Source organism: Flavobacterium filum DSM 17961 (assembly GCF_000425465.1).
GTDB classification, from domain to species: Bacteria; Bacteroidota; Bacteroidia; order Flavobacteriales; family Flavobacteriaceae; genus Flavobacterium; species Flavobacterium filum.
Genome location: NZ_AUDM01000015.1, coordinates 71,052 through 82,414, shown reverse-complemented (window position 1 = coordinate 82,414; position 11,363 = coordinate 71,052). Strand labels below are relative to the sequence as shown.

The 11,363-nt window shown below is 34.0% G+C and carries 11 protein-coding genes and 1 tRNA gene; 10 read left to right on the top strand and 2 right to left on the bottom strand.

Annotated features, from left to right (window positions below):
- Nucleotides 1–208 precede the first annotated feature (208 nt).
- On the bottom strand, nt 209–661 hold the full coding sequence (locus tag H601_RS0110510; protein WP_026711485.1) for a DUF4442 domain-containing protein: 453 nt from the start codon (nt 659–661) through the stop codon (nt 209–211).
- 142 nt (nt 662–803) lie between these two features.
- Between H601_RS0110510 and H601_RS0110505 the strand changes: the two genes are divergently transcribed.
- The 5 genes from H601_RS0110505 to H601_RS0110485 all read left to right on the top strand — a co-directional run bounded on the left by H601_RS0110505 (nt 804) and on the right by H601_RS0110485 (nt 5,037).
- A complete protein-coding gene (locus H601_RS0110505; RefSeq protein ID WP_026711484.1) occupies nt 804–1,229 on the top strand; it encodes a DUF4870 domain-containing protein in 426 nt (141 codons plus the stop codon).
- A gap of 87 nt (nt 1,230–1,316) precedes the next feature.
- Entirely contained in the window at nt 1,317–1,646 is a 330-nt protein-coding gene (locus tag H601_RS0110500) for a PadR family transcriptional regulator (protein ID WP_026711483.1), read from the top strand.
- A 4-nt stretch (nt 1,647–1,650) separates the two neighbouring features.
- Entirely contained in the window at nt 1,651–3,375 is a 1,725-nt protein-coding gene (locus H601_RS0110495; RefSeq protein WP_026711482.1) for a PspC domain-containing protein, read from the top strand.
- A gap of 2 nt (nt 3,376–3,377) precedes the next feature.
- Nucleotides 3,378–4,118, top strand: a complete 741-nt coding sequence (locus tag H601_RS0110490) for a head GIN domain-containing protein (RefSeq protein ID WP_026711481.1) — start codon at nt 3,378–3,380, stop codon at nt 4,116–4,118.
- Nucleotides 4,119–4,200: 82 nt separating this feature from the next.
- A complete protein-coding gene (locus tag H601_RS0110485; protein ID WP_026711480.1) occupies nt 4,201–5,037 on the top strand; it encodes a GIN domain-containing protein in 837 nt (278 codons plus the stop codon).
- A 48-nt stretch (nt 5,038–5,085) separates the two neighbouring features.
- On the opposite strand, the gene trxB is transcribed toward H601_RS0110485, so the two are convergent.
- Complete coding sequence (gene trxB, locus H601_RS0110480) at nt 5,086–6,033, bottom strand: thioredoxin-disulfide reductase (protein ID WP_026711479.1); 948 nt, start codon at nt 6,031–6,033, stop codon at nt 5,086–5,088.
- Between the two features lie 165 nt (nt 6,034–6,198).
- Between trxB and H601_RS0110475 the strand changes: the two genes are divergently transcribed.
- From H601_RS0110475 to scpA, 5 genes are all read left to right on the top strand, one after another.
- Nucleotides 6,199–6,276 (top strand) — tRNA-Pro (locus H601_RS0110475).
- Nucleotides 6,277–6,630: 354 nt separating this feature from the next.
- On the top strand, nt 6,631–7,239 hold the full coding sequence (gene udk, locus H601_RS0110470) for a uridine kinase (protein WP_026711478.1): 609 nt from the start codon (nt 6,631–6,633) through the stop codon (nt 7,237–7,239).
- A 2-nt stretch (nt 7,240–7,241) separates the two neighbouring features.
- Nucleotides 7,242–7,595 (top strand): FtsB family cell division protein, encoded by a 354-nt coding sequence (locus H601_RS0110465; RefSeq protein ID WP_026711477.1) that lies wholly within the window; start codon nt 7,242–7,244, stop codon nt 7,593–7,595.
- 3 nt (nt 7,596–7,598) lie between these two features.
- Entirely contained in the window at nt 7,599–8,960 is a 1,362-nt protein-coding gene (locus H601_RS0110460) for a methylmalonyl-CoA mutase subunit beta (protein ID WP_026711476.1), read from the top strand.
- On the top strand, nt 8,957–11,080 hold the full coding sequence (scpA, locus tag H601_RS0110455) for a methylmalonyl-CoA mutase (protein WP_156900387.1): 2,124 nt from the start codon (nt 8,957–8,959) through the stop codon (nt 11,078–11,080). Before H601_RS0110460 ends, scpA begins: the two co-directional genes overlap by 4 nt.
- The last annotated feature ends 283 nt before the right edge of the window (nt 11,081–11,363 follow it).

The window sequence follows — 11,363 nt, the reverse complement described above, 5'->3', positions numbered from 1 at the left end:
GGTTTGGTAATCAATTGATATTGGTTGAAACCTGAAACTTCTTTTTACTTCTGCTACCCTAGCCCCGATTGTAGTGAAAAGCCCGGATTGATGGGCTTGTGTGAGACTTGATTTACCAAAGCGACCAAAGGAAGCTCTTGGTAAAGCTTAGCCGAACCAAGCCCATCAAACGGACTTGTAACGAAAAGCGGGATGAAGCTTCTGAAAATTACTTTAATCTAACACTCCATTCAAAGTTAAGTTCCGCAACTTGGTCTCCTTTTTCATCAGTTCCAATGGATTTCATCCAAAATGTTTGTCCTTCATCGGTTTCAATTGCTTTTTTAATGGCTTGATCAATAAGAGAGCCTTCGCTACATATATATGTTATTCTACCACGAGCCTTTTTGGTAAAATTTCCATTGTTATTAGCTACTAACATGGATATATTTTTGCCGCTTTCTTTAATTTTTCCCATTACCAAAGCACCAGTCGTGAGTTCTGCCGCCATAGCTTGAACAGCAAAATACATGGAATTAAAAGGGTTTTGGTTGAACCATCGATGTTTCACAGTTACCACACATTCCTTATCATTTATTGACTTTACCCGAACACCACACCAAAAAGCAGATGGTAATTTAAAAAAAAGAAAAACATTGATATTAAAAGCTGAAAACCTCATGGATACTGAATTTTGATGTAAATATAATATTTTTCAATTAAATCAATATTGTTAATATTTTGTTAAATATAAGTACTATGCGTAACACAATACCTTCTTTTAGACATATATTTGCATAGGATATTATTATACACTTTAAATTATGACAGCACAAAACGAAAAAACAACAGCAGCATTATTGCATTTGAGTGCATTTGCTAAGTATTTAATTCCGTTTGCCGGAATTGTAGTTCCATTAATCATATGGCAACAAAAAAAACATGAATCCGAATATGTAAATGAAAATGGTAAATCTGTAGTGAATTTTCATTTGAGCATATTAACGTATAGCATTATTATAGCTATTGTATTAGGAATCTTTTTTATCGGTTCCATTGTTAACTATATTAAAATTGAAAATGCAGGCGGAGATGTAATTCCAGTAGATTTAATCACGCTAGGTATTATTACTGCTATAGTGGTTGGAATTTGGACAATTGCGGAATTTATTTTAGTTGTTATAGGAACTGTTAAAGCCAATGAGGGCACAATATACAATTATCCATTTACCATAAAATTTATAAAATAGAGTTTCAATCATCAATCAATCATCGCTGAAAGGCAATTAATCAAATCAAAAAACGAATCAGTTAAACTAAAAATCTTATCATGAATTATGAATATTGAAAACACAAAAGCACAGATGCGAAAAGGTGTTTTAGAGTTCTGTATCTTATCGGTCTTAAAAGAAAAAGAAGCCTACACCTCTGAAATATTAGATACCTTAAAAAACGCAAAACTATTGGTCGTAGAAGGCACGGTTTATCCACTGCTCACTCGACTTAAAAATGACGGACTACTCAATTATCGCTGGGAAGAATCAACATCAGGGCCACCAAGAAAATATTATGCTCTGACAGAAATAGGAAAACAATTTTTAAATGAACTCAATGGTACTTGGACAGAATTATCCAACGCCGTAAACACCATAACTAACCAAAACTAAAGTCATGAACAAAACAGTAAATATAAATTTAGGCGGTCTCTTCTTTCACATTGATGAAGATGCATATCAAAAATTAAATCGCTATTTTGATGCTATAAAACGTTCACTTTCTAATTCTTCTGGTCAAGATGAAATTATGAAAGATATAGAAGTAAGAATTTCTGAAATTTTCAGTGAGCATAAAGATTCTGATAAAAATGTAATTAATCTGAAAGATGTTGATGCCATGATTGCCATTATGGGTCAACCAGAAGATTATAGAATTGAAGAAGAAGGTGAATCAAGTCAATCCAATTTCACTGACACAAGCACAAAAACCAATAAAAAACTTTATCGTGATATTGATAAAAACATTTTAGGAGGAGTTTGTGCAGGTTTAGGTCATTACTTTGGTGTAGATTCTTTATGGATAAGATTATTGTTGGTTTTTATCGTAATTGCCGGAGTTGGCTCACCAATCTTACTTTATCTATTACTATGGGTTTTAATTCCTAAAGCTCAAACTACCGCTGAAAAACTACAAATGACAGGAGAGCCGGTGAATTTGAGTAATATTGAAAAAAAAGTACGTGAGGAATTTTCGAATATTTCAGAGAAAATAGAAAATGCCGATTATACTAAAGTAGGAAGTGCGGCAAAAACAGGAGCTGAAAGAGTTGGGTCTGCTATTGGAGAAATATTCATGACTATTTTTAGTGTCTTTGCCAAATTTATTGGAGCATTAATTTTAATCATCTCAATTTTTATGCTAGGAAGTATCTTAATTGGAGGCTTTACTTTTGGCTCAACTACATTTGTAGATATGCCATGGCAAAGTTATTATGACGCCGTTATTGTGAGCGAATTTCCAATTTGGTTAGTTGTCTTATTAAGTATATTTGCAATTGGTATTCCGTTTTTCTTTTTGATGATTTTGGGATTAAAATTATTGATAACTAACATGAAATCAATTGGAAATATTGCAAAATATACCTTACTAGCATTATGGATAATTTCAGTTGGTACTTTAATTGCATTTGGCCTCAAACAAGCAACTGAAATTGCTTACAACGGTAAAATTGTAGAAAAAGAAACGTTAACCATTTCACCAACAGACACATTAGAAATTCAATTTAAATTTAATGATTACTATGCAAAAGATTTTCATCACAATGAATTTGAGGTAACCCAAGATGAAAACGGCAATGACATCATTTATTCAAATGAGATTAGTTTAGAAATTCTTTATACTGATGAGCCAATGCCATATCTTCAAATTGAACGAAAAGCAGAGGGAAAATCAAATTCTGAAGCAAAGAAAAGAGCAGAAAAAATAAATTATTCCTATAAATTTGAGAAAAATAAATTAATTTTAGACAACTTTTTTATTACCGATTTAAAAAACAAATATAGAAACCAAGAAGTTGAATTGTATTTATACATGCCACAAGGTACTTACATTAAGCCTGATAGTTCTGTTCAACGCTTTGATTCATCTAACAATTCATTTTTTAATTTACATTACAGTTCTGACCAATACATTTATATAATAACTAAAGAGCAAGTTAAATGTATAAATTGTCCGGTTGAAGAAAATGAGTACAATGATGTTTCGAGTGATTCATCATCAACATCTGTAACAATTAACCGAGACGGAATACTCATAGAAGAAAAAAATAAAGAAATTAAAAACAAAGATTTCAAAGGACTCGAAATAAACAAGGAAGGTATAATCATTAAAACTAACTAATCATGATCAAGTTAATTGTTTACATTACCAGAACCATCATTGTTGTTCTTTTATCAATATTGATGAACTCCTGTCAATTTTCATTAGACCTAGGTGATAACATTAAAGGAGATGGAAATATAATTAAAGAGAATCGTCCTGTTTCAGGAGAATTTACAAATATTGAAGTTTCAAAAGGCATTGATGTATATATTACTCAAGAAGATGTTAAATCAATAGTTGTTGAAGCAGATAAAAATATTATTGAATATATTACAACTGACATATCTGACGGAATTTTAAAGATTAGCATCGAAAAAAGTGTTAAGTTTAGTAAATCAAGAAAAGTATATGTTTCGATGCCGAATGTGGAAAATTTAAGAGCGTCAAGTGGATCTTCAATAAACAGTAAAAACAAACTAGTTGTCAAATCAATTGATGCCAAAGCTTCAAGTGGAGCTGAAATTAATTTGACTGTTGAATCAGAAAAAACTATTTGTGAAACAAGTAGCGGCAGTGAAATTGAAATTGATGGCAAAACATTAAATTTAATAGCTGAATCATCAAGTGGTAGCGATATTGATGCAGAAAATTTACTTTCAAATGAAGTAACGGCAAAATCTTCTAGTGGTAGTGGAATAAAAGTTCACCCTATTGTAAGTTTAGATGCAAAAGCCTCAAGTGGAAGTGATATTAAATATTATAACAACCCAAAAACGATAACAAAGGCAACTTCATCAGGTGGTTCAGTTAAGTTAAATTAAAAATTTATTAATAGATTAGTTAAAAACATCCCGACAAAATCGGGATGTTTTTTTTATATTTGCTTCATTAACCCAATCTAAAATGAAAAAAAGTATCCTTTTGTTCACTTTTCTTTTACTAAGCACTATTGTATGGTCACAAAAAAAAGAAAAAATTAAAGCTTCTAAAATTGTAACTATCACCCAAAAAGAGATAAGTAATTTTGAAAATATTGAAATTGAAGATGAAATAGATGTATTCATTATTAAAGGTGATCAACCTAATGTAGAAATTGAAGCTGATGATAATACGCATGAATCATTTGACATTAAATTAAGTGGAACAACTTTGAGAGTCGGATTGATGCATGCTATTTCAGGTGCAAAAAAAACAAGTGTAAGAATAACCTATACTGACCAATTTAAAATGCTGATTGCAAAAGGGGAAGCAAAAGTTACAGCGTTGTCAGATTTAAAACTAAATCAAGCAACCTTTAAATGTTATGATGATGCCCGATTATTTTTAAATGCTGATTGTGATAATTTTACCTTGATTGCAAATGATAAATCAAAAGTGGAAATAAACATAAAATCAGATGATATTTTGTTTGAATTAAGTAAAAATACCAATGTAAAAGCATTGATTCGTTCATCTAATTTTAAATGTGATATGTATCAAAAAGCAACTGCTACCATTGAAGGTGATGTAAATAGTTGTAATCTTAGAATGGATAATAGTACCACTTTTACAGGAAAAAATCTAGCCACAAAAACAGCAGTTTTAGTAATAGAAAGTTCAGCTAAAAGCCACATTCAAGTATCAGATAAATTAACGTTAGAATCTTCCGGTAAGTCTGAAACTAACTTATATGGAAATGCAACCATTGAAATCAAACGCTTTGCAGACGAATCATCCTTAAACAAAAAACTACTCAAATAAAAAAAATCCAACTCTTCAGTTGGATTTTTTTGTTTTTATTTTTTCAACTTATTCTTTACTCGCAAGATAACGTTCTGCATCCAAAGCCGCCATACAGCCAGTTCCGGCAGCAGTAATCGCTTGTCTGTAAACGTGGTCGGCAGCATCTCCTGCAACAAAAACACCTTCTACATTAGTCAATGCTCTTCCCGGAACATTTTTAATATAACCTGTTTCATCTAAGTCAAGATAATCCGCAAAAATATCCGTATTTGGTTTATGACCAATGGCAACAAAAAATCCTGTAGCAGGGATTTCAGTTTCTTTTCCGGTTGTTCTTTCTTTCACCAAAACAGAGCTAACTACTTGACCGTCTCCTTTTACTTCAACAGTTTCTGTATTTAATAATATCTCAATGTTTTTCGTTTTGCGAACTCGCTCTTCCATAATTCTGGAAGCACGGAATTTTTCGCTACGCACTAACATGGTCACTTTTTTACACAATTTTGATAAGTAATGAGCTTCTTCACAAGCTGAATCTCCTGCTCCAACAATTACAACTTCTTGACCTCTGTAGAAAAATCCGTCACAAACCGCACAAGCTGAAACACCACCCCCCATTTGAAGGTAATGTTGTTCTGATGGCAATCCTAAATATTTTGCAGATGCTCCGGTGGAAATTATCACCGTTTCACAATGAATTTCTTTTGTATCGTTTACCCAAACTTTATGAATAGGTCCGGAAAAATCAACTTTGGTTGCCCACCCATCACGAATATCAGTTCCAAAACGTTTGGCTTGTTCTTGCAATTGAATCATCATTTCCGGTCCGGTTACACCATCAGGATAACCCGGAAAATTTTCAACTTCATTGGTGGTAGTTAATTGTCCTCCCGGTTGCGTTCCTTGGTACAAAACAGGAAACATATTGGCTCTTGCAGCATAAATGGCAGCTGTGTAACCCGCTGGTCCTGAACCTATAATTAAGCACTTAACTTTTTCGATTGTATCAGACATAATATTGATTTCTAAATTTGATTGCAAATGTAAGTTTTAAATAAAAAAGATTACTTAATTGTTGATTAGTTTTAATAATTTTTGAATAACCTAATTTTATTTAAAAATTGGTTTGGTAAAACTAATTATAGTACTATATTTGCACCCTCATTCAAGCATTGAATGCGGGGTGTAGCGTAGCCCGGTTATCGCGCCTGCTTTGGGAGCAGGAGGCCGCAGGTTCGAATCCTGCCACCCCGACCACCAAAATCCTTTTCACTTTGTGAGAGGGATATTTTGTTTTTAGAACCGTCAAGCTTGCTTGTAAGGTTTGAAAACAAAAAATAACGCTGTGCGAAGCTCTAAGGATTTTGGCGAGCAACATTTCCTATATTCAGGTTCATGAAATAATCCTGCCACTCCGACCACCAAAATCCTTTTCACTTTGTGAGAGGGATTTTTTGATTTCTGTATCGTCATGCTAGTTAATTATATCTAAAACAAATAAATTTAAGCCAAATATAATGTGTAAACATTTTTAAAAATTAATAATGAAAAAACAATATTTCTGCATTTATAATTTTTAACTTTGTTACACTTAAACAAACGAAAAAAAACATGTTGATTATTGGCATTGCAGGTGGCACAGGAAGTGGGAAAACCACGGTTGTACATCAAATTATGAACGAACTTCCGGAAACTGAAGTGGGCATTATTTCACAAGATTCTTATTATAAAGAAACGCACAATTTAAGTTATGAAGAACGAACAAAGATTAATTTTGATCACCCAAGAGCGATTGACTTTGATTTATTGGTTCAACATTTAAGAGAATTAAAAGCCGGTAAAATTATTGAACAACCTGTTTATTCTTTTGTCACCCACAATCGAACGGATGATACAATTATGACTCATCCAAGGAAAGTAATGATAGTTGAAGGAATTTTAATTTTAGCCAATCCGGAACTTAGGGATATGTTTGATATTAAAATTTTTGTGCATGCCGATTCTGATGAACGCCTAATTCGCAGATTAAAACGTGATATTGCTGAACGTGGTCGAGATATGGAAGAAGTTTTAAATCGTTATCAAAACACGTTGAAACCGATGCATCAACAATTTATCGAACCCACCAAGGCTTTTGCTGATATTATTATTCCAAATGACAAATATAATACAGTGGCAATTGATGTTGTAAGAGCCGTTATCAATCAACGTATATTATAATTATGAAATTTATTCAACGCTTAAAAGAAAAATATCCTTGGTTTAAATATGTCGGAAATCGATATGTTTTTGTATTTCTTTTTTTTGCGGTATGGATGCTTTTTTTAGATAATTATTCCTATCTGGAACATCGTGTTTTGAATGAAGAGCTCGATGAATTGGAAACCAACAAAGAATACTACCAAGACGAAATTAAAAAAGATTGTCTAGACATTAAACGCCTCAATAATCCTGATCAAATTGAAAAATACGCTCGTGAAAAATACTATATGAAACGAGATAGTGAAGATATTTATATCATAGAATTTGAGGAAGATATACTTCCAAAAGAAGAAGAAAACAACAAATCGCTATAAATTATGGCAAAAGAATTATTTAAAGAGTTTGAACCTGTTTCTACAAAGCAGTGGAAACAACAAATTCAGTTTGAACTCAAAGGTGCAGACTACAATGAAACGTTGGTTTGGGAAAGTCCGGAAGGCATTAAAGTAAAACCCTTTTATCACAGCGATGAAAATGATTTTAATTTTGAAACATCGGGTTCTGATGGATTTAACATTGTTCAGAATATTTATGTTCATGATGTAAAAAAATCGAATGAAAGAGCAATTGATTCTTTACAAAGAGGTGCGGAATCTATACGGTTTACGATTGAAAGTGAAGCGATTTTGTTGGATGAATTAATGATGAATCTTCCGAAAGAAAATGTAACGTATTACTTTAATTTATTATTTCTTTCTGCTGAATTTGTTAAAAAAGTTGGTGCTTTTTCGATTCAAAATGATTACAAAATTGTTGTTTTACAAGATCCAGTTGGTCAATTGGCAAAAGATGGAAATTGGTTTACTTCGTTAGAAAAAGATTTTAGTGAGCTAAATTTAATTTCTGGATTAAACATTCCATTTTTAAGTTGCAAAACCGATTTGTATCAAAATGCAGGAGCGAATATCATTCAGCAATTGGCTTATTCTTTAGCACATGTGAATGAATATTTCAATCGGATTGAAAACATTTCATCGCCCATTACATTTGAAGTTTCAGTTGGCACCAATTACTTTTTTGAAATTGCTAAATTGAGAGCTTTACGTTTACTTTTTAATGCGTTGGCAAAAGAATATAATCATACTTTTGATTGTCATATTGTTGTTACGCCAACCAAACGCAACAAAACATTATACGATTACAACGTCAACATGCTTCGCACCACAACCGAATGTATGAGTGCTATTTTGGGCGGAGCCAATGCGGTTTCTAATTTGGCTTATGATGCTATTTATCACAAAGACAATGAATTTGGAGATCGAATTTCCCGCAATCAATTATTGGTTTTAAAACACGAAAGTTATTTTAATGAGGTTAATAATCCATCTGACGGAGCTTATTATATTGAAAGTCTAACCGAACAATTAGCCGAAAAAGCCTTGACTCTGTTTAAAGATATTGAGGCCAATGGCGGATTCATTACTCAATTAATTGAAGGAACGATTCAACGAAAAATCAATGAAAGTGCTCAAAAAGAACAAGATTTATTTGATTCCGGAAAAGAAGTTTTGTTGGGAACCAACAAATATCCGAACAAAAATGACAAAATGGCCAATGACTTAGAGCTGTTTCCTTTTGTGAAAACCAATCCGAGAAAAACATTGATTACACCGATTATTGAAAGACGATTGGCTGAGAAATTGGAGCAGGAACGTTTATCTTCAGAAAAATTATCATGAGAAAAAACATCCAACATATAAAATTAGAAGGTAGAAATCAGAATATAGAAAAACCTCAAACAGATAACTTTCAAACCGCCGAAAACATCGAACTCAAATCATTCTACTCAAAAGAGGATGTGAAGGATTTGAAACATCTTGATTTTGGTGCCGGATTTGCTCCTAATCTGCGTGGTCCTTATGCTACTATGTACGTTCGCCGACCGTGGACCATTCGTCAGTATGCTGGATTTTCCACAGCCGAAGAAAGTAATGCGTTTTACCGAAGAAATTTAGCTGCAGGTCAAAAAGGACTTTCAGTTGCATTTGATTTAGCCACACACCGAGGATATGATTCTGATCATGAACGTGTGGTGGGTGATGTGGGAAAAGCCGGAGTTGCTATCGATTCGGTGGAAGATATGAAGGTTTTGTTCGATCAAATTCCGCTTGGTGAAATGTCGGTTTCCATGACCATGAACGGTGCTGTTTTACCAATTATGGCTTTTTATATTGTGGCTGCTGAAGAACAAGGCGTGGCTCCACATTTACTTTCGGGAACCATTCAAAATGATATTTTGAAAGAGTTTATGGTGCGAAATACGTACATCTATCCACCTACTCCTTCGATGAAAATTATTGCCGATATTTTTGAATATACGAGTAAAAATATGCCTAAATTCAATTCGATTTCGATTTCGGGTTATCATATGCAAGAAGCCGGAGCTACTGCCGATATTGAATTGGCTTATACCTTAGCCGATGGTTTAGAATACATCCGAACCGGATTAGCAGCCGGAATGGATATTGACACTTTTGCTCCTCGCCTTTCGTTTTTCTGGGCAATTGGGATGAATCATTTTATGGAAATCGCCAAAATGCGTGCGGGTCGAATGTTATGGGCAAAATTGCTCAAACGATTCAATCCGAAAGATGAAAAATCATTAGCGTTACGAACGCATTGTCAAACTTCGGGTTGGAGTTTAACCGAACAAGATCCGTTTAACAATGTAGCTCGAACATGCATTGAAGCCGCAGCAGCAGCTTTTGGCGGAACGCAATCATTACACACCAATGCATTGGATGAAGCGATTGCCTTACCAACCGATTTCTCTGCTCGAATTGCACGAAATACGCAAATCTTTTTGCAAGAAGAAACGAAAATCTGCAAAACGGTTGACCCGTGGGCAGGAAGTTATTATGTAGAAAGTTTGACCGATGAAATTGCCAAAAAAGCATGGGCTTTGATTGAAGAAGTGGAAGAATTAGGCGGCATGACCAAAGCCATTGAAGCCGGAATTCCGAAATTGCGAATTGAAGAAGCTGCAGCCAGAAAGCAAGCGAGAATTGACAGCGGACAAGATATTATTGTTGGCGTAAACAAATACCGTTTGGAGAAAGAAGATCCGTTGATGATTTTGGATGTGGATAACGAAATGGTACGCAAACAACAATTGGAACGATTGGCACAAATAAAATCCACTCGTGATACGGAAAAAGTAAAAGCAAGTTTAGCCAAATTGACTGAATCTGCAAAATCAGGTCAGGAAAATTTATTATCTTTAGCCGTAGAAGCAGCCCGAAACAGAGCAACTCTTGGCGAAATCAGTGATGCCTTAGAAGCCGTTTTCGGACGATATAAAGCACAAATTAGAACTTTTAGCGGCGTGTATAGTAAAGAAATCAAAAACGACGAAAGCTTTGAAAAAGCGAAACAATTAGCCGATGCTTTTGCCAAGAAAGAAGGTCGTCGTCCTCGTATTATGATTGCCAAAATGGGACAAGACGGTCACGATCGTGGTGCAAAAGTAGTGGCAACCGGTTATGCCGATGTAGGTTTTGATGTGGATATTGGTCCACTTTTTCAAACCCCACAAGAAGCCGCCAAACAAGCTGTGGAAAACGACGTGCATATTTTAGGCGTTTCGTCTTTAGCAGCCGGACACAAAACCTTGGTTCCGCAAGTGATTGAAGAACTCAAAAAATACGGTCGTGAAGACATTATGGTTATAGTTGGTGGCGTGATTCCTGCACAAGATTACCAATTTTTGTTTGATGCCGGAGCGGTTGCCGTTTTTGGACCCGGAACGAAGATTAGTGAGGCGGCGATTAGTATTTTGGAGGTTTTGATGGAGGAGTAGTTTTCAGTCGCAGTCACAGTAGACAGAAATATAGATTTTTATAAAACACTGACTGAGAGGTTGGTGTTTTTTTATAGGAATTTCTCATTCAATACCAAACAAAAAACTCCCTTAATTCATATCACAACCAAAAATCAATAACAACAATCACCATCAAAATAAACGAGCGAACAAAAGCGGGTAAAACGTTAAAGAATTTGATTGAATTATTTGCAAAAGAACTCAAAGTGGTTGAAATTGTTTCTGAAAAGAAGTATAAAAAGTAAGTGTAACGGTGGAATAG

Coding starts and splice junctions, on each gene's coding strand:
- H601_RS0110510 (WP_026711485.1), bottom strand. CDS start 661: ATGAGGTTTTCAGCTTTTAATATCAATGTTTTTCTTTTTTTTAAATTA.
- H601_RS0110505 (WP_026711484.1), top strand. CDS start 804: ATGACAGCACAAAACGAAAAAACAACAGCAGCATTATTGCATTTGAGT.
- H601_RS0110500 (WP_026711483.1), top strand. CDS start 1,317: ATGAATATTGAAAACACAAAAGCACAGATGCGAAAAGGTGTTTTAGAG.
- H601_RS0110495 (WP_026711482.1), top strand. CDS start 1,651: ATGAACAAAACAGTAAATATAAATTTAGGCGGTCTCTTCTTTCACATT.
- H601_RS0110490 (WP_026711481.1), top strand. CDS start 3,378: ATGATCAAGTTAATTGTTTACATTACCAGAACCATCATTGTTGTTCTT.
- H601_RS0110485 (WP_026711480.1), top strand. CDS start 4,201: ATGAAAAAAAGTATCCTTTTGTTCACTTTTCTTTTACTAAGCACTATT.
- trxB (WP_026711479.1), bottom strand. CDS start 6,033: ATGTCTGATACAATCGAAAAAGTTAAGTGCTTAATTATAGGTTCAGGA.
- udk (WP_026711478.1), top strand. CDS start 6,631: ATGTTGATTATTGGCATTGCAGGTGGCACAGGAAGTGGGAAAACCACG.
- H601_RS0110465 (WP_026711477.1), top strand. CDS start 7,242: ATGAAATTTATTCAACGCTTAAAAGAAAAATATCCTTGGTTTAAATAT.
- H601_RS0110460 (WP_026711476.1), top strand. CDS start 7,599: ATGGCAAAAGAATTATTTAAAGAGTTTGAACCTGTTTCTACAAAGCAG.
- scpA (WP_156900387.1), top strand. CDS start 8,957: ATGAGAAAAAACATCCAACATATAAAATTAGAAGGTAGAAATCAGAAT.